This window comes from Paenibacillus sp. JT22N7 (genome assembly GCF_059383875.1).
Genome location: NZ_JBXENY010000002.1, coordinates 275755 through 293414, shown reverse-complemented (window position 1 = coordinate 293414; position 17660 = coordinate 275755). Strand labels below are relative to the sequence as shown.

The 17660-nt window shown below is 49.4% G+C and carries 16 protein-coding genes, 2 pseudogenes and 2 CRISPR repeat arrays (1 of these 20 running past the window's edge); of the genes and pseudogenes, 6 read left to right on the top strand and 12 right to left on the bottom strand.

All coding sequences use genetic code 11. From position 1 onward, the window contains the following. A CRISPR array of direct repeats spans positions 1-386; the repeat unit is 33 nt; it reaches 1089 nt to the left of the window's first position. A 202-nt stretch (positions 387-588) separates the two neighbouring features. Further along, positions 589-1401 carry an AAC(3) family N-acetyltransferase gene (locus tag AC50Y5_RS05985; RefSeq protein WP_056035947.1) on the bottom strand — a complete coding sequence of 271 codons (813 nt, stop codon included), beginning with the start codon at positions 1399-1401 and terminating at the stop codon, positions 589-591. A 17-nt stretch (positions 1402-1418) separates the two neighbouring features. Beyond that, positions 1419-2168, bottom strand: coding sequence for a class I SAM-dependent methyltransferase (locus tag AC50Y5_RS05980; RefSeq protein ID WP_494859148.1), 750 nt, complete (start codon positions 2166-2168; stop codon positions 1419-1421). 172 nt (positions 2169-2340) lie between these two features. Here AC50Y5_RS05980 and AC50Y5_RS05975 point away from each other — a divergent pair, with 172 nt between their 5' ends. Beyond that, positions 2341-2610, top strand: coding sequence for a hypothetical protein (locus AC50Y5_RS05975; RefSeq protein ID WP_494859146.1), 270 nt, complete (start codon positions 2341-2343; stop codon positions 2608-2610). A gap of 38 nt (positions 2611-2648) precedes the next feature. Here AC50Y5_RS05975 and AC50Y5_RS05970 read toward each other — a convergent pair whose 3' ends face one another. Beyond that, a complete protein-coding gene (locus AC50Y5_RS05970; protein WP_494859144.1) occupies positions 2649-3494 on the bottom strand; it encodes a MurR/RpiR family transcriptional regulator in 846 nt (281 codons plus the stop codon). A 259-nt stretch (positions 3495-3753) separates the two neighbouring features. On the opposite strand from AC50Y5_RS05970, the gene AC50Y5_RS05965 reads away from it, so the two are divergent. The 4 genes from AC50Y5_RS05965 to AC50Y5_RS05950 are packed head-to-tail and all read left to right on the top strand — an operon-like array spanning position 3754 to position 8188. Continuing rightward, a complete protein-coding gene (locus AC50Y5_RS05965) occupies positions 3754-4635 on the top strand; it encodes a DUF8171 family membrane protein (RefSeq protein ID WP_494859143.1) in 882 nt (293 codons plus the stop codon). Beyond that, a complete protein-coding gene (locus AC50Y5_RS05960) occupies positions 4632-6578 on the top strand; it encodes an ABC transporter ATP-binding protein (RefSeq protein WP_494859142.1) in 1947 nt (648 codons plus the stop codon). Before AC50Y5_RS05965 ends, AC50Y5_RS05960 begins: the two co-directional genes overlap by 4 nt. Continuing rightward, positions 6565-7392 carry an energy-coupling factor transporter transmembrane component T family protein gene (locus tag AC50Y5_RS05955; protein WP_494859141.1) on the top strand — a complete coding sequence of 276 codons (828 nt, stop codon included), beginning with the start codon at positions 6565-6567 and terminating at the stop codon, positions 7390-7392. The genes AC50Y5_RS05960 and AC50Y5_RS05955 overlap by 14 nt, the downstream gene beginning before the upstream one ends. 37 nt (positions 7393-7429) lie before the next feature. Continuing rightward, complete coding sequence (locus tag AC50Y5_RS05950) at positions 7430-8188, top strand: PHP-associated domain-containing protein (protein ID WP_494859139.1); 759 nt, start codon at positions 7430-7432, stop codon at positions 8186-8188. Positions 8189-8310: 122 nt separating this feature from the next. Further along, positions 8311-9019: direct repeats of the CRISPR family, unit length 33 nt; unit sequence GTTTCAATCCACGTACTCCGTACGGAGTGCGAC. A 206-nt stretch (positions 9020-9225) separates the two neighbouring features. Here AC50Y5_RS05950 and cas2 read toward each other — a convergent pair. The 3 genes and pseudogenes from cas2 to AC50Y5_RS05935 form a co-directional block, all read right to left on the bottom strand. Beyond that, on the bottom strand, positions 9226-9516 hold the full coding sequence (gene cas2, locus AC50Y5_RS05945) for a CRISPR-associated endonuclease Cas2 (protein ID WP_056034693.1): 291 nt from the start codon (positions 9514-9516) through the stop codon (positions 9226-9228). Positions 9517-9524: 8 nt separating this feature from the next. Next, a pseudogene (locus AC50Y5_RS05940) lies at positions 9525-9721 on the bottom strand (subtype I-C CRISPR-associated endonuclease Cas1); the annotation flags it as partial. Positions 9722-10040: 319 nt separating this feature from the next. Next, positions 10041-10385, bottom strand: a pseudogene (locus tag AC50Y5_RS05935) (SMI1/KNR4 family protein); the annotation flags it as partial. Between the two features lie 175 nt (positions 10386-10560). Here AC50Y5_RS05935 and AC50Y5_RS05930 point away from each other — a divergent pair. Next, positions 10561-11520 (top strand): IS30 family transposase, encoded by a 960-nt coding sequence (locus AC50Y5_RS05930; protein WP_494859136.1) that lies wholly within the window; start codon positions 10561-10563, stop codon positions 11518-11520. Positions 11521-11688: 168 nt separating this feature from the next. On the opposite strand, the gene AC50Y5_RS05925 is transcribed toward AC50Y5_RS05930, so the two are convergent. From AC50Y5_RS05925 to AC50Y5_RS05900, 6 genes are read right to left on the bottom strand one after another with little or no spacing between them, the layout of a single operon-like run. Further along, positions 11689-12132, bottom strand: coding sequence for a hypothetical protein (locus AC50Y5_RS05925; RefSeq protein WP_056034690.1), 444 nt, complete (start codon positions 12130-12132; stop codon positions 11689-11691). A gap of 26 nt (positions 12133-12158) precedes the next feature. Then, the gene (locus tag AC50Y5_RS05920) at positions 12159-14942 is read right to left on the bottom strand and encodes a polymorphic toxin type 30 domain-containing protein (RefSeq protein WP_081418776.1); all 2784 of its coding nucleotides are present in this window, start codon (positions 14940-14942) and stop codon (positions 12159-12161) included. A 22-nt stretch (positions 14943-14964) separates the two neighbouring features. Then, entirely contained in the window at positions 14965-15339 is a 375-nt protein-coding gene (locus AC50Y5_RS05915) for a DUF4280 domain-containing protein (protein ID WP_235533137.1), read from the bottom strand. Between the two features lie 33 nt (positions 15340-15372). After that, positions 15373-15990 carry a hypothetical protein gene (locus AC50Y5_RS05910; protein ID WP_056034684.1) on the bottom strand — a complete coding sequence of 206 codons (618 nt, stop codon included), beginning with the start codon at positions 15988-15990 and terminating at the stop codon, positions 15373-15375. Next, entirely contained in the window at positions 15971-16501 is a 531-nt protein-coding gene (locus tag AC50Y5_RS05905) for a hypothetical protein (protein WP_056034681.1), read from the bottom strand. The genes AC50Y5_RS05910 and AC50Y5_RS05905 overlap by 20 nt, the downstream gene beginning before the upstream one ends. 33 nt (positions 16502-16534) lie before the next feature. Continuing rightward, complete coding sequence (locus AC50Y5_RS05900) at positions 16535-17659, bottom strand: pentapeptide repeat-containing protein (RefSeq protein ID WP_494859133.1); 1125 nt, start codon at positions 17657-17659, stop codon at positions 16535-16537. Between the last annotated feature and the right edge of the window lies 1 nt (position 17660).

Genomic DNA, 17660 nt, shown 5'->3' with positions numbered 1-17660 from the left:
AGCGGCCACCACGGGCGATGTTTCAATCCACGCACTCCATACGGAGTGCGACTCAAACACCCTATCACCTGCCTGACTTCCTGCCAGTTTCAATCCACGCACTCCATACGGAGTGCGACGATGTAGGAACCTGCAACATGCCGATCTTTCAGCAGTTTCAATCCACGCACTCCATACGGAGTGCGACCGTCAATACGCCCCCTCAGCGCTGCCGCCTCTTGTTTCAATCCACGCACTCCATACGGAGTGCGACTATGACCAAGATGGGGGTATCCCGTATGACGAAGGTTTCAATCCACGCACTCCATACGGAGTGCGACGATACCTGATTAAGCGTGATGGGATAGAGGTCGGTTTCAATCCACGCACTCCATACGGAGTGCGACAGCGAAAATACATACAATTGATTCCATCATGGCATCAATTGTATATATTTTCAAGATCCTCCATACGAACAAAGTCAAAATAAAATATTGACTTTTCCCGAAGCCCTTCGTTTTCGTCATGATTCGACAAATTTTGAGGTGCGAATCCCCTAGGGTTTTTATGGGAGCTTCCGATTCGCACCTGCATCGGCATAACCTTTTTTCACTCCATCGAACGATGGATCATCAGCCACTGCTTGGCAAAATCAACTGCCTCTTTCAGATCAAAAAGCCGGCACTCGGCGCTGCCTACCGCGCCTTTTTGCACGGAGCCTTCATAGTCGTAGCACTGCCCAATCTGTGCAAAATCTGCCGAGTCATAGGCGAAATCCGTAAACCATTTCCATACTCGCTCGTCCCCTTCATAAATAGCAGTTCCCAGCTGTTTCGTCGGAAGACGCTCACTCATCGCTTCAGCCAGATGAAAGCTTGTGCAGGATTCATACCCCGTCCCCAGCATCAGCACCTTGGCGCCCAAGCCGTACAGCTTCCCAAGTGGTGACGCCATGCCGAATTGCGGACTTAGCATATGCTCAGATGTAATAAGCTCCGCATACTTGCCATTGGCGCAAAAAGAAACCTGCGGATGCGCTGAACGCACCGTAGCCGGAAACGTGCGAAACAACTCGGCAATACGCCCCATTCCCCGCGTTGGCGACAAAGCCGGATCGAAAGCCGGAAGCTCCCGATAAATCGTCTCATACCACTCCTCTGGAACTGGCGGATTGCCCCATTCGGCGGGATCGCTCCAATCTCCGCTTTGCGCAGGCATAATTAATGTGCCTTCATCCCCAACCGCCTGCATAAGCGCCTGCACCATAGCTTGCGGACCACCGCATACCCAGCCCAAGCGCGACAAGGAGGCGTGCACCAGCACGGAATCGCCCTCTCGAACGCCTAATCTTCGCAAGTCCTGAACGATGTTGTTTATCGTAATTGGCCTTTTCTGACTGTTGATCAACTGCTGTTCTCTCACCTTTGTGCCCCCTGCTTCTACCTTTGTGCTTTAATCATAAACCGCTCTGCGTTCGTCTTGATGCCTCTTTCCGACTTATTGTCCCTAATGAACGCTTCTAATCGCTCAAAATCTTCCGGCTGCCGCCCAAAATTCGGAATAATCGGCGTATGCTTAAGCAGAAAAATCAAATCCTCCGCCGTCTCATAAAACTCCGCGACGTTCCACTCCATAACCTCAATCTTCGTAAAGCCAGCTTCCGTCAGCTCCAATATATACCGCTCCTTGAGCGAGCCTGGCATCTCCCCATAGGCTTGCCCTCTTCCAAACGCCTGCTTTAGATTAAGCTTATCGTTCTCGCTCACTTGCTGCGTCAGAAATGTACCGCCGTTCTCCAGCACACGAGCTACCTCCTGAGCATTAAAGGCTGAATGCCTGCAGGAAACGATATGAAAGAAGCGGTCTGGAAAATCCAGCTTGTCCGCATTCATTGGCAGGACGCGAACGTTGCTGCGCCCGGACTTCGTAATATTTTTCATTGCGGTGTCGACCATGCCTGTAGATAAATCAATGCCCACCAGCAGCAGGGCACAGTCCGCAATTGATAAAATAGCTTCCCCGCCGCCTGTACCAATATCGAGCAGAAGATCGGTTTTTCGGCTAAGCTTGACGACCTCCTGATACAAGTCCCACTTCGCTTCCTCCGACATACACTTCAGCCTGCTGAAATCCCAGCCATTGCTCGCTCCAACCTCATTATAAAAAGCCTCATAGTCAATTTGATTCATTATGATTCAGCCTTTCCTTAAAAATCCACATTTACCCATGCGTGCATAAGTGTCTAAAAGACAGCTTCTTTGTAAATTGTAACATTTTAGGGTGTGTTTTCGTAGTAAGGAGTATATAAAAGGCTGCTGCGCGCTATTGCAGGCTGATCCTTGTACCCGGGGGGAAATTGCGATGAGAAACGAAAAATTAGTTCTTGTGCTGTCGCTATTTTTAATTTTTGTCGGTTTTACCGCTATTCTTTTTGGCTATTGGGAAGCCTTGCAGCCGAAAACAGGCCCCGTTGGCAACGGAGCCACCTTGCCGACCTTTCTTCAAATACTCCCCTCTATTTTAGCCATCGTGACGGGTATTCTGAATCTAGCCCACATCGTCTATCGCCGCAGGAAAGCCTGTTTTAATAACAAAGACAATCAAGAGAATACGGATCAAAACCCCTCGTAGAAAAAGACAGCTATACCAACACGCGGCTTGCTAGCTCCCTACTTCGGAAGCTGCGCAGCATAGCGCTTGCGCAGCGCATGGAGCCGATCCAGCTGATTAAGCGCCTGCTGGCCTTGCCGCTTCGTCACAGCTACCGTCAAAGCATCCACCAATGCAACGGGAGCCGTCATCGAATGAAAGCCCTCCAGCTCCCCCCGATCCAATTGCAGCACAATATCACTCTGCTCCAGCATATCCGAGACGAGCAAATCCGTGACCAGCACCGTTCGATAACCCGCCGCCCTGCCCTGCTCCAAAATAACCGTCAGCTCCGGCGACCGCCTGACAAAGCCAAACATCAGCACGACATCCTCTTCCCCCGTGTGAGACAACGTTTCAAACAGCTCGCTGCCGCTAGCCTCCATCGCTACCACCTGTACGCCAATCCGATTCAGGCGGAATTGCAGAAGCGCAACGAGACAGACCGCCGCCCCCGAGCCAAAAATATAAACTTTACGCGCAGCATGAATGGCCTCCACCGTCTGATGAAACGCTGCCCGCTCCACCCGCTGCTTCGTGACCGCAACATTATTTGCAGCTATGTCCAATATTTCGCCCACAACATCGGCTTCTTCCGAATCGACCTTATTTAAAATCTGCTTCATTTTATGAGCAGGGGTAGCATGTTCATTTTGCAGCAAATGCTTCTTGAAGGCTTTCAAATTGGCAAAACCAATCGTAGCCCAAAAACGCGAAACGGTCGCCGTACTGACCCCAACCGCCTGCGCAATGTCCTCCTCCGTGCAATAGGGAATTTGCGCAAGCGCGCCCGCTACATAATTGGCTATCGCCTGCTGGCTTTTTGACATTTTGTCCAAATCCATTTTGATATTAATCGGTACCATGATGTGCCCTCCCTATGCCTGTGCCTGATCCTGTGCCTGTGCCTCAAAAGCAGGCTTTCATCAGCAGTATAGCATTCGCTGCAGCTTTATGAAAGTTTTTTATCACAAATTAATTTATGAAAATTATTTTACAGAAACGAAATAATTCGTTGATGATGCGTTAACAGTTCCTCTATATATTGAAAAAGAGTTCGCTGCTGCACTGAGGCAGGCGAAGCGAATTTCGCCTCAATCCCATTTTGCTTAGGAGGAATTAAACGTGACATCCGCGCTTAAACGCCGTTACGAATTGACGCAATCCCAGAAGCTTATGGTGTTCATACTGGCTATGTCGCTTTACGGCATTTCCAATATGTTCTCCGAGCTTATCCCCGAGCTCAAGCTTGGGCCGATTGAAATCAAGGTCGAATATTTTGCCTTTATCCCGCTCACTTTATGTATTTTGTTCAACCCGCTGTATGCCGCGCTTGGCGCTTCCTTCGGCGAGATTATTTTCGGAGAGCTGCTGCTCGGGCAATTCGGCGGACTCGGGGAGCTGGAAAAATTCATTGAGTTCTCACTCGCCATGTACGTTGCCGGACTGCTCGTCAGCGATCCCCGCAATCGCAAGCAGCTTGCTCTAGCTTCCTTCGTTGCAGTAGGCATTGACCAAATGCTCGGCACGATTGTCGATGTCGGCAAAGTATGGTTTGGGATTGAGGAATTTGAAGCGGTGCCGGGGCTTCCAGAAAGCATTTTGCTCATTGAGGGCCTTAGCTTCCTGAACGCCATGGTCATTACCGGCATCTTCTTCTCCCTGCTGCCAACGCTGTTTCTCGTACCAAGACTCTATGGAAAAATCGAGCCGCTGCTCGGCATGAAGCCGCGCGACAGCCGGGTTCCGCTCTCTCTTGGACAGCTGATGACGCCGCGCTTGCTCATTACGGGCATTTGCTTTTTCTTCCTTGCGGTCGTCGCCGAATTTCTGGCCGAGTCAGATATAAACTTCGCCGTCTGGGAGCCGGAATTTATTGAGCAATATGGCAGCGGCTATATGTGGGTGAGCATCGGTGCCGCAGCGCTCGTCCTGCTCGTAACCGTTGCATTCGCGATGCGTTCCAAAGCAAAAACTATCCAGAAGCCGGGGGATATGAAGCTTTGAGCAACCTACAGCATCATAATGCCGCAACGATGACCTCACGAGCTGCTGCCGCTGCGGCTACAGCTCCTATTATTGAAATGAACGACGTTTGCTTTCAATATCCAGGTGCTGAAGGGATGGCTTTGCACGATATAAAGCTGACGATTCAGCCTGGCGAATTTATCGCCATCGCCGGGACGAATGGGAGCGGCAAATCGACGCTCTGCAAATGCTTGAACGGGCTTATCCCTAATTATTATGTTGGCGATTTGAGCGGCTCGATTCGGGTAGCTGGCATGGATGCCGCAAACGAAACGGTGTCCTCTCTTTCGCGGAAGGTGACTTACGTCTTTCAGGATTTTGAAAATCAGCTCGTGCGTCCGACTGTGTACGATGAAGCCTGCTTTGCACCGCTTAATTACGGCTATGCGGACTATCGCCAGCGCGGGGAAAGGGCGCTCGCTATGCTTGGTCTTGAGCCTTTGCGCGACCAGTGGATTTGGCAGCTTAGCGGCGGGCAGAAGCATATGACTGCGCTGGCAGGCGCGCTCGCTCTTGATCCCGATGTGATCATCGTGGACGAGCCCGTCGCCCAGCTTGATCCTTATCATGCCAAGCTGATTTATGATAAGCTCGCCATGCTCAACAAGCAATACGGCAAAACGATCATCGTCATTGAGCATCATACTGAATTTATTGCCGATTATTGCGATAAAGTCGTATTGATGGATAGCGGCACCATCCGCTGGATCAAGCCTGTACAGGAGGCGCTGTCCCGCGTCGATGAATTGGCAGCGCTGAATATTTTGCCGCCGCAGGTCACCTTGGCGGTGCGAAATTGGGAAGCCCGGCGCGGGCAAACAGCGGCAGCAACGGCAGCAGCTCCGCTATATCCGATTACGCTGGCGGAGGCTGCGGTTTATTTTCAGAATGATGCGGAAGCAGTGGCTGGTGCCAAAAAAGCTAATCAGTTGCAAGCCGCTTTTCATTCTACTAAGCAGGCTGGGTTTATAGAAAAGCAGGATTCGCAAGCGCTCAGCCATTCCGCCAATTCAAGCTCAGTGCTGGCTAAGGCTGCAGATGCCGCGTCACCGCAAGAGTTGATTCGCTTCGAGCATGTGTCCTACGGCTACAAAACGATAACGCGAGCGCTGCATCCTGTTATTCGCGATCTCAATCTCTCGATTTACGAGGGCGAGCGAATTGCGCTCGTCGGCAACAATGGAGCGGGCAAATCGACACTGCTTAAGCTTATTTCCGGCATCCGCCGTCCAAATAAGGGCGAGCTCGCCGTTTGCGGCCGCTTAACGAGGCGCCATTCGCCCGAGCAACTGTCTGAATTCGTCTCCTTCATCTATCAGCATCCGGAGGAAATGTTTATTGAGGATTCGGTGCGCAAGGATGTGGAGTTTTTCCCGAAAGCCCGAAATAAAGCGGGATATTCAGCCTTTACCGATGAAGTGCTGGAGCGGCTGCGGCTCACCGAGCTTCAGGATCGCGATGGCAGATTGTTAAGCGGCGGGCAGCAGCGGCGAGCTACCCTTGCGATTGGCCTCGCGATGCGTCCTACGGTGATGCTGCTCGATGAGCCGACGGCAAGTCTCGATGCTTCAAGCCGGCGCGAAATGACCGCCATGCTTGCCGAGCTGGAGGATCAGGTCAAAGCGACGCTGATCGCCACCCACGATATGCAACTTGTTGCCGAATGGGCGAATCGCGTCATCGTGATGCATAACGGCCAGGTGCTGCTGGATACAGATACGCGTTCCTTGTTCCGCGAGCTTCACGTGTTGGAGCAGGCCGGACTCATTCCGCCGCAAATTACGCTGCTCAGCGATCGGCTCGGCCTGGAGCCGCCGTGTCTGTCCGTTGACGAATTGCTTTGCCGCCTGACTGGGGCTGCATCTGCGGACACATCAGAGCAGCTGCCTAGAGAGGAGGCCATCACGAGTGGAAGCCATTAAACAAAATTTGATCGACAAGCTCAGCGTCGAGCAAATCAAAATCGAGCTGATGCGCACCGCCTTCGGCCGCCAATCTACTTTTTTATCGCGCTTCGACCCGAGGATTCTCATCATCTGGTATTCTTTTTTCGCTATAGCGCCATGGTTCATTCATAACAAATTCATTTTGCTGGGGCTGCTCGTGCCAATCGTCGCGCTCACCTTGTCCTCCAAGGTCAGCCCGCTCGTCCTCATCATTATGGGCATTGGGCTCGTCAGCGAAATCAGCTACATTCTGCTCGGTTCGCTGCTCTTCGGCGGAAGTCTCTCCAGCTTCTGGCCCCTCATGACACTTACGCTGAAAATATTGCTCATTTCACTCGCCAGCATTGCTGTTTTCTCCAGCATGGACCCCGAGAAGCTGAGCGATGCGCTGCTCAGTCTAGGCATGCCGGCGCAGTTCAGCTTCGGCGTATCGTATGGCTACCGAATGCTGCCGATTCTTATCGAGGAATATCACAACATTATTCATTCCTTCCGCCTTCGTGGACGCTCGCCGCAGCGGAAAGGGATTTTCGGCTGGCGCTCCCTCGTCTACTTGGCGACGATTAGCGTCCGCGCCTTTTATCCGCTCATACTGAATACGGCGAAGCGCACCCGCACAACGGTTGAAGCGCTGGAGGTGCGTGGCTTTACTTATTCCTTAGTCAGCCCGGACGCGAAGAAGCTGAAGCTCGCCTATTTGCGCATTCGCCCATTGGACTTTGTATTTCTCGGCTGCTCCCTCTGCTATATAATTGTGCTGGCGGTAGCAGGACAGCATTTTTCACTATAAAATTGACTATCAAAACGGAAACGGAGACCTCAGCTATATGATGAATCTTGATTTGCACACCCACGGCAAGCTATCGAAAAAAACACATTTTTCGCTCGACTATTTCGCCGCCATGACGGCTGAAGCAATTGAAAATGGTCTAAACGCCATTGCGTTGACCGAGCATTTTAACACGCTGAATTATACCGATATGCTGGATCAGCTTGACGCAGCCTTCGCCTATCAGGACGATTATTATGATGTGAATAGACTGAAGGTGTTTACGGGCATGGAGGTAGATGTTGCAGAGCGCGGGCATATTTTAATCATAGGCAATCGCTTGTACCTGCGGGAATTGCGCCAGCAATTGGAGCCCTATGCGGAAAAAGGCAGCTTTATCCCCTTTACCGAGCTGATGGATCGTACGGAGGATGCTCCTGTGCTGCGGATTGGCGCGCATCCGATGCGGGAGAGCAATCCGCTCACGCAGTACGCGGCCGAGCAGCTGCTGCGGCTTCACGCGTTGGACATTAACGCGAAGGACTTGTATCAATATGGACCCGCCATGGCCGATCAGGTTCGCCAGCTTGCGGCTGAAATCGGCTTGCCCGCCTGCGCAGGCAGCGACTCCCATCAGCCGCTCCAGTTCGGCAGCGTATGGAATGTGCTGGAGCGGGAATGCCGCACCGCCGCCGAGCTGCGCGAAGAGCTGCAACGCGGTCGCTACTCCGTGGAAATTTCACCTTGCCTCAGCGTCAAGGTGAAGGCTGCGCAGATGATGAAGGAGCTTTTGAAGAAGACGATGACGGTGGAATAAGTAGAGGCTTTTAGTATAAATAGGCTGCTTCCGCGTGGATGATACGACGCGGAAGCAGCCTGTTTTTTTCAATTTAAATGAATGTGCGCTTAGTAACTCGGATTTGTAGTCGTTCGGGAGGCGTATCAATTCACGTATTTCGTTCGGAGTGCGACCCGAAAGCTCATCGAGCTTGACATAGAGCTGCAGTTTCAATCCACGCACTCCATACAGAGTGCGACGGAAGACAAAAGCTTTTGGTTGAAGGCATATAACGTTTCAATCCACGTACTCCATACGGAGTGCGACTGAGTTCAGGCATGGTGTTCGCCAGCCCGCTTATGTTTCAATCCACGCACTCCGTACGGAGTGCGACCATCAATATTCATCTCCCTATAAGTACATAAAAGTTTCCATCCATGTACTCCGTACGGAGTGCGACCGAATTGAGTTAGATTGGGATCAAGATGTTATTTGGGTTTCAATCCACGTACTCCGTACGGAGTGCGACAATAAAACGTTGGCGCCTCTTACGGTAAATGACCTGTTTCAATCCACGTACTCCGTACGGAGTGCGACGTTCTATAAAATTCACAGTAAACAGCAGCCCTATTGTTTCAATCCACGTACTCCGTACGGAGTGCGACGGATATTAGTCACCCCGATTAAAGTCTATCAAACTGTTTCAATCCACGTACTCCGTACGGAGTGCGACCCTTCTCACAGATTTTGCAAATGATTAGTTCAGTCGTTTCAATCCACGTACTCCGTACGGAGTGCGACCTAAGGCACGAATTACCCTTTGAATGTAATATCAATGTTTCAATCCACGTACTCCGTACGGAGTGCGACAGCGAAAATACTAGTGATTGATCCCATCATGGCATCAATCGCCCCATTTTTCAATAAATATAATACTATAAAAATCTGGATCAAACCTTGACTTTGCATAAAACAACTCAAATTCGACAATTTTCTACAATATCTGAGGTGCGAATCCCCCAGGGTTTTTATGGGAGCTTCACATTCGCACCATGTATCCGCAAAAATTTTTTCGCTTATAGAATAAGCGGCGCTTCCATATTATAGGCTTCTTTTGCACTGATGTGCTCCACATTGCTTTTGTGATTATCACCCAAATTGTAGAAGCGCAGGCTGTCCGTCTGCTTATCGATTAGCTCCTCCAATTCATACTTCAATTGGCGAAACTTTGTCGCATCTACAAAACATTCATATACGGAGTTTTGTACCCTCTGACCGTAATTTAGACAGGTTTTTGCCACTCGTGAGAGCCTTCTACGCCCTTCCTTGCTTGATGTACTCACATCATACGTAATTAATACGAGCATATGAACACCTACTTCCAGAAAAATGGCATATATTCGTCCAAATCACCACGAATATGCCTCGCAAGCAATAAGGTTTGGGCGTAAGGCACGAGCCCCCAAGCCATCTTTTAATTCATATAGGGGTGCATGATCTTCTCCTGCTTGCGTTCCTACCACGCTTTAAGCACCTCTTCCTCGTGTCATCGTCCATGATAACGGCTCCATTTTATTTTTCATGAAACACTTGCCTTTAACTCAATCTCGCTTCCCTTTACATTCACTTCTTCCCCTAAGTCGATCGACTCCGTTGCCGTCTGAATGTTGAGACTTTCTTCACCGCTTACCTCAATCTTACTTCCAATCATAATCAGGGCGGATTTTATTTTTCAACAGTATAACAAAAAGCTCATTCCTAACTCATGGTTCAAGTTGGAATAAGCTTTTGCAAGTTTATCGAGTTTTTTAGTTTTTGGCTTGTTGTTTATAGTTGGGGTTGTAAATAAGCTTATATGAATATCGGTAAGGAGTCTGAGCATCCCTAATTTTTATTCAGTTAACATTGCTTGAAACTCTTCGAAACTCGCACTCGCAAAATATGTGACCGGTTCTACGTCTGTCGATTCTTCATGATTCCAAACACATACAGAAGGCTCTTTAGCATTATTACGATAGTCTAAACACACAAAATCACCTGCAAATAAAACCGCTATCGGTAACAATTCAGTGCCTACTAAATCTTCATCTGAAACAATCCTTTCATCCAACTGGGTTCTAACTACACCAATATCATAGAACTCATTATCCCTATCCCCAGTTACTTTTAGTATACACAAAAACCTATCAATCGTGTAACTATGACCGTTACATACAAAGCTATCTTTTTCAGGAGAAGAACCATTATATTATGTAATAAATTGTTTATACGCCTCTGGTAATTTAATTCTCCATTTACGCGCTTTTTCAAATGACGGATTGTAATATGAAGTGCGACACATAAAAATGACCCATGACCGATTCGTGTGTAGAATGAAGTTACCACACTACCCCTACACAGGAGAATCAGCCATGAGCTACCAACATCTTACCACAAGAGAGAGAAGTCAGCTAGAATTACTCCATCAATTGGGATGGTCGGCTAGAGCGATTGCACGTAAGCTCGGGCGTCATCATTCCAGCCTATCCCGTGAGCTCAAGCGTCAAGGAACAGAAGAGTCTTACTGTGCAGATCGAGCCCAGACATCGTATATAACCAAGCGAGCCCGTTGTAAACCTTCGGGTAAATGGAATGCTGAAAGGCAACGTTACATCACGATGAAGCTCGCAGAGACCTGGTCGCCTGAACAGATTGAAGGCAGGATGAAACGGGACGAGCCTCATCTTCGTGTATGCCATAAAACGATCTACCGATGGCTGTACCAAGGAAGGCTTGTTAAAGGAAATACAGCCTTTCTAAGGCATAAAGGGAAACGTCGTCAACCGCTGGAGAAGCGCGGACGTTTTACAATCGGGTTGTCCATTCACCAGCGCGCCAAAGAGATCCGTAAGCGTGAGACCTTTGGGCACTGGGAACTGGATACGGTTGTTTCTAGTCGTGGAAAAAGCAAAGCCTGCGTAGCTACATTCGCTGAGCGTAAAACAAGGTTCTACCACGCGATTAAAATGCAGGATCGTACAGCCTCTTCCATGGAGATGGCTTATAAACAGGCTGTCCTATCGATCCCGGCAACGGCCTTCGTAACGGCTACCGTTGATCGTGGTAAAGAGTTTGCCTGCCACGAACGCCTAACTGCTTTGCATGGCATGAAGGTGTATTTTGCCGATCCTTATTCCTCTTGGCAGCGAGGCACGAATGAAAATGCGAACGGACTGCTAAGAGAGTTCTTTCCTAAGGGCTATGATTTCGCAGACGTTACAGAAGAAGAATTAGCGTGCGCGTTGTTCTTTATTAATAACCGTCCTCGAAAGTGTCTAGGATGGAAAACCGCACACGAAGCTTTTCAGGTTGAAGTGTCGCACTTGGCTTGACAATCTGTCAAATAGTAAAGTATTATCTGGTAATGGATAAATAGATCCGTACTTAATCTTAATACATCCCCCTCCCACTATGTTCACCGAACTCTTAAAAACTATATCTCTTAACATGCCTGTTGTTAGTTGTTTTTATGACCCTGCTATAATAAAGAAAACTCATCATTACTCTTTAATATTAGAATTCCTATATTTAATTTCAGAAAGCGCCTCTTTAGCTGCCTCTTGTATTTCTTTACTAGGATGAATTAAAAATGTCTCTAAAATTGGTACATACTTATGATTCCCTGAAAAGCCCAAGAACGATATTACATACGTCAGATACTCTACTTTCAATGATGATATATAAGGAATAAATACATCCAATGAGATTTCAGCAGCTACATTCTGATAGACTATAGCGTTATTAATAGTATGTAGAATACTTTCTTTTAATGTATCATTTTTCTCTAAAACTACATATGATATTAATGAATTAACGCCTTCAATTATCTCGTTGGTATCCAGACCTCCATATTCTAAAATATCCCCTATTGCTTCGATTGCATTTTCTTTCTCAACCTCATCGTCCATTGAAAATATAGAATTCAATTTTTCAACTAGTTTCATTTCTTCATCCTCCACTCTTCTCCTACTTAGTCAGGAGATTTAATAGGTATGTGGGTACGGTTAATAAGATCTTCATTATAAAACTCGCTAGCAGGGTTTGATATGCCGGGAGGCTGATATTCACCTGTTACAGGATCAAAATATTTTTTACCTTTTTGAATTCTTACTATCCAACCATTAGCAGCATTACTCCCTGCTGGAATATCAGGTGATGAGTCAGGACCATGAACACGAACACGTATTGTTTGCCCATCTTCTACCCATTTATATTCGAAACCTTCCATCACTTTTCCTTCAATTGGAAATAACTCACGTCTCTTTGCATCTGTAGGTATTCGAGATAATATTTCATCTATCGACGCTCCCTCTATGTCACTAAAATCTCCAACCTTACCAGTACCCAGTTTATTCCCCTCAGGACCATGCTTACCGCCACCATCGCCATCCATCCGCGTCATCTGCCTATATTCCGCTTGGCTCATCATCTGCCAGAACCTCGAGCCATCGGCGGTCTGCTTCACAACTACACGGAAAGGCAGCATTTCCAGCACAGCATTACGCAGTTTTTCTACCAGTATACCTTCCTTTTCCAGCTCATCCAATAGCTTTTCCAGCGTGGACGCGTTCGTTTTTAGCTTCCCGTCCTTTGATGCTGCCGCGGCTGCTTCGTCCATTTGATCTGTGAGAAGCGGCTTCCCTTCTCCATCTTTATCCTTCTTCCCCTCTGGGCCATCTCCTCCATCCGTATACCCGTTCTTAGCGCCTTTGCCCACCCCTTTGGCAAGGGACTTCGTCGCTCCCGCTGCACCTAAAACCATCGTGCCCGCATCCACAATGCGAATATAGCCCTCCATCGTTTTCTGTCCGATTTCCTCGCTCTCCTCTTTCGTTTGAAAGAGCAATTCGGTTGGATTCAGCGTCATGCTTTTCGGGACTAATATAAAGGCCGGATTAAACATCATCGGATTAAAAGTAGGCATGTCCACGATCGGCTGTACAAAGCTTGTGGCAGCGGAAGTGATATCGCTCCAGATCTCTCCTCCCGATTTCTGCAGCGTCACCGTTTCCATGCCATAATCTACCGCTTGTAAAAATCCTTTCATCAGATCATTGCGTTCTTCCAGCGGCGCGGCCTCTTTACCGCTCACCCACTCGTACACCGTATCCGAGTTAATTAAGATATCCGCTGCATCTACCGCCAAATCCCAAAGCTCCAACGCTTCATTTTTTAGCGCCTTTAATTCCCCACTGCCTCGCGCCAGTTGGTTTTCCATCATCCGCTCAGCCGCCACTCGCTTGATTCCCTTTTCTTGCACCTGTTGCTCAAACGGGCTTAATATTCGCTCATACGTTTTCGTCACACTTGCTTTTAACTCAATCTCGCTTCCCTTTACATTCACTTCTTCCCCTAAGTCGATCGACTCCGTTGCCGTCTGAATGTAGAGACTTTCTTCACCGCTTACTTCAATCGAACCGCCGCTTAGATTCAGCGAGCCAGCGGCTTGAATCTGTACAGCCGTCGAGCTGTTCAGCATCACACCCGTATACTTGTTCAGCGAAATGAACAGCGCTCCCTCTTGCGCGGTCATATGCAGCTCGCTGTCCCCCAGGCTGAAGGCCTTGCCCTGCGGATTGCCAAATGACTTAACACCCGGATCGGCCATCGTCTTGTGGCTTTTCTCCTGCTGTGCTCCTTCCGCCTTCATCCGCACCGCATGGGTTACAATCGCCTCATCCTCATCTGCGCTTGGAAAATAGAGCTTAACCGCTGCCCCCTTCTCCGGCAGCATGTACAGCACCTGATTCCCTTCCGCTGAATACGGGAACCACTGCGCTTCTCCTGCATCCTGCTTGCTATCCATCTCCAGATGCAGCTTGACCTGATTGCGCTCCACGTCGATAATGCTGCCATTGATAGAAGCTCCAATGATCGCCAGATTATGCAGTTTGCGCTTTTTCAAGCCCTCTGGCAGCGCACATTCATAGCTCCACTGAAGCAGCCCATGCTTCAGACATCCATGCCGCTTCGTAATGAAATAGGTGACATGGTTATGCTTCACCTCATCGCCAAGCTGGAGCAGCTTCCCCCACTCAAACCGATAGGACGTATAATGCTGCTCTAGCCCGCCAGACTCATGGTTCATTTCCCGTTCTAAATAAGGCGCTAATTCCCGCTTGATTTCATAGGGATGGCCTTCCAGCTCAATCGGAGCCTTGCCATCCGGAATGCCAATCCAGAACTGCTGTTTATGTGCCGCAATATCCGGTACCAGCTCCGCCCCAACATGAGAAGCCAAGCGTTTGAGAAATTCCCAATCCGTCTCCTCATATTGCATCAAAAATTTACCCGTCTTCTTCTTCCCAAATGCCGTATCAATAACGTCTCCACGCCCATACTCGCGTACAATAGACCATACAATCTCATTGTATGTATGATCTGTGCTTTGGAAAGAACGCTTCTTTCGGCGCGTATCAAAATCATAGGTATGGGACAAGACTTCAAGCTGCACACGAACCCCATCCCTTGCGGCATGCAGCTCGACATGATGCAGCTGTCCAAGAAAGAGCGGCTGCTTCCTGCCATCCTTGAGTACCCGGTACACCCCGATATGATCATTTGCCGATGCATGGGTTATAATTTCATCTTCCTTTTCCTCTGCTACGGTACCCACTACAATTAATTTGCCATGCTCCCCAAATGCATGAATGATTTCCAGCTGCTCTAGCCGCAGCTTGCCATAGGGCCACACGAAGCGCAGATCCTTGTAATCTGCCGCTGTTTCCTCCGCTTGCTTTTCCTTCATCATCATCCCCCTCAGCGCCCTTCAATGGCTACAGCTGCCCATCCTGATCGATCGTAATGGTGCCTCCAGTCATGCACATTAATTGGGATTTACTAAGCAGTGCGGGCTGCTCGTCGATAAGCACATCCTTCTTGCCATCTGTCCATGGCCCGCAGGTCAATGGCTCGCAGACACCGCCCGTTTTTTTGCAAAAGCCAAAATGGCTGATGTTGTCGATTGGAACGGCATCCATCACATGCAAGGCAGGCTGGTCTTTAATATAGACGCCATGGGAGGTCGGCAAATTAAGCACACCCGGATCGGAGCCTTCGCTGCATTTTAATACGGCCCCTCTGACTACATAAAAATGCTCGCCCTCCAGCATGCCGTTCATAAGCGCTTGCAGCAGCATCGTAAACATCATGTCCTACTCCCCCTCGCCTTTTCCTCATCCGTTCTATGATGATTCCGCCAGCTTAAGCGTCGAGATAGCCGCATGGGCCAGCTGCTGCCACAGCTCTACCTCGCGCAGCGGAAATTGAAAGCTGCTCATCAACACTCTCCCGGCAAACACGGTCATCCCTACAACCTGATAAACGGACTTCTCTCCTTCTGGAAGAAGGCATTCGTAGAAGGCGATTTCATGTGCCTCCGGCTTAAGCATGCCGCCGCCCGTTAGCAGCAGCTCTGGGCGCATTTGCTTGATTTTCACGACCATCGCTTGTGCAAATCCCTCGAGGTAAGGCCGCTGCAGCTCATGCTTTAACCAACTGAGCGTACATACGATGCTCTTCGTTTCATCGGTAAATGACCACTGCTCATGCTTTCGCTGCTGCTTGGCCTCCACCTGCGCTTTGAGTGATCCCGACTCTTGCATCGCCGATAACGAGGAAGGCAGCATTAAGCTTACGCGCCCATCCAGCAGCCGCAGCTCCTGCATGCGATATGGTTGTCCGTCTATTCTGATAAAGCCCCCTTCGCCTTCAACTACCCATTGCGGCTCGCGGTCCGCTGTATCTGCATGAGGCTTCCTGATCCACGTATCCAATATTTGTTCATCCATATAACGCTTCATGCGGCCCCTCCTCATCTACCTCGACCCGGTTAAGCGTAACCCCCGTCGCCTCCCGGCGCAGCAAGCTCTCAGCCGCCGCCAAGCTAAGGACGAGATAAGGCTCTCTCACCCCCGCAAGAGTAAAAATATGATGGCCTGCTATTTTGCTCCGCGCGAGCACCAGCCGCTTTATCGTCTGATCCGGATGAAAGCTGCTTTGAACCGATAGCGCGTCGATGGGCGGAACCTGCATAGCCCAATAAAGCGGCTGGAACTGCTGCTCCCGGTTCATGAAATACACTCTTTTGAAAGCAATCCGGGCGTTATATTTAATGGCGATCGTTTTTATCTTGTCAGATACCATGCGGATTGGCCGCTCCAGCCAGTCCAGCACCTCGACATCTCCTTGAGCCGCCACATCCACTACGGAAATCGCAGGCAGCTGTGCAAAAGGCTTGCCATTGTCAAATCTAGGCGGCTTAAAGGTACCATCCAGCTGCTGATCTTCCTTTAAAATAAAATACTCACTCATTGCGCTCCCCCTTCCAACTGCGCCCGCACCCGCTCATACCCATTGAATGACCTGCCTTTGCTGCTCGGATAGCGGGAAAAGCTGCTGATCTATCGCAGAAAAAACAGCCTGCTCCAGATTGGCGCCTTCAAAGCTCGACCGCCCCAGCCTTGCGCCAACAAAGCTCGCCCCTGCCAAATTAGCTCCATCAAACTGTACGCCAAGCAGTCCGGGAAAGCGGTGAAGCCCCTCTTTAAACGGCTGCCCGCTGCAATGCTCGAAGAGGGCTCCTCGCAAATTGGCATGCCTAAAGTCGGCATCCGTTAGTAAGGAATGCTGAAAATCCGCCCCTGCGGCGGAGCAAGCCTGCCATCTCGAGCCAATAAGGGCGCAGCTCTGAAACCCGCTATCGGTCAGCTCGCAATGACTGAAATCCACATAACGCAAATCGGCTGCTTTACTCTTTACACCCTTCAAATCCAGCCCCCGCAAGCTGTCATACGGCTGAATACCGCCTTGTCCTTGCCTGTGACTTTGCCCCTGGTCTTGTTCCAGACGATTTCGAATATCCCGCTCATCGCGCGGCTCCTGATGCTCCACATAAACATCCTCGCTGAAATCCATATATTCGCCGACTCTCACGCGCAGCACAGGCGCCTTTATGAGCGCCTTATATTCAGGCAGCTGAATGGCTAGCGGCATAGCGATACGCGCAATGGCGACAACAAAAGGATGAAGGACTTCAAGCTGCCTGAGTACCATCCGCTCTACTTCACCTGCCCTAATCTGATTCATATATGTTTTGCGTGCCCTATCCAGCACCTGCCGGATAATTGGGATATCTTGATATAGCCAGCTTGCATCATAAGCATGAAAGAAAGGTGAGGGGTCGCCGTACCATTTTTCCGAGTAGCCTTCCATCTTGTAAGTGAACGACTGATCCAAAACGGAGGTGCGAAGCATCGAATAGTGAATAAAAGCAATCGGCCCCTTCCGCCCATTCTGCTGGAGAAGGTGCAGATGTCCGCACATCTGACGGAAGGAAGCGATCAAACCGTCCACCAGCCCTGCTTTATTTTGCAAAAAATAATGCTCCAGCTCCACAATCTGCTGTTCGAACGCCGGCATGCCATGATGCTCGGTAAAATGCTGGATCACCTGCTGTTTATTCATCGCCATA

What these genes read in the sequence shown, in the direction of transcription:
- AC50Y5_RS05980 (WP_494859148.1), bottom strand. Translation starts at nt 2,168, where the DNA reads ATGAATCAAATTGACTATGAGGCTTTTTATAATGAGGTTGGAGCGAGC.
- AC50Y5_RS05975 (WP_494859146.1), top strand. Translation starts at nt 2,341, where the DNA reads ATGAGAAACGAAAAATTAGTTCTTGTGCTGTCGCTATTTTTAATTTTT.
- AC50Y5_RS05970 (WP_494859144.1), bottom strand. Translation starts at nt 3,494, where the DNA reads ATGGTACCGATTAATATCAAAATGGATTTGGACAAAATGTCAAAAAGC.
- AC50Y5_RS05950 (WP_494859139.1), top strand. Translation starts at nt 7,430, where the DNA reads ATGATGAATCTTGATTTGCACACCCACGGCAAGCTATCGAAAAAAACA.
- cas2 (WP_056034693.1), bottom strand. Translation starts at nt 9,516, where the DNA reads ATGCTCGTATTAATTACGTATGATGTGAGTACATCAAGCAAGGAAGGG.
- AC50Y5_RS05930 (WP_494859136.1), top strand. Translation starts at nt 10,561, where the DNA reads ATGAGCTACCAACATCTTACCACAAGAGAGAGAAGTCAGCTAGAATTA.
- AC50Y5_RS05925 (WP_056034690.1), bottom strand. Translation starts at nt 12,132, where the DNA reads ATGAAACTAGTTGAAAAATTGAATTCTATATTTTCAATGGACGATGAG.
- AC50Y5_RS05920 (WP_081418776.1), bottom strand. Translation starts at nt 14,942, where the DNA reads ATGATGATGAAGGAAAAGCAAGCGGAGGAAACAGCGGCAGATTACAAG.
- AC50Y5_RS05915 (WP_235533137.1), bottom strand. Translation starts at nt 15,339, where the DNA reads ATGATGTTTACGATGCTGCTGCAAGCGCTTATGAACGGCATGCTGGAG.
- AC50Y5_RS05910 (WP_056034684.1), bottom strand. Translation starts at nt 15,990, where the DNA reads ATGAAGCGTTATATGGATGAACAAATATTGGATACGTGGATCAGGAAG.
- AC50Y5_RS05905 (WP_056034681.1), bottom strand. Translation starts at nt 16,501, where the DNA reads ATGAGTGAGTATTTTATTTTAAAGGAAGATCAGCAGCTGGATGGTACC.
- AC50Y5_RS05900 (WP_494859133.1), bottom strand. Translation starts at nt 17,659, where the DNA reads ATGGCGATGAATAAACAGCAGGTGATCCAGCATTTTACCGAGCATCAT.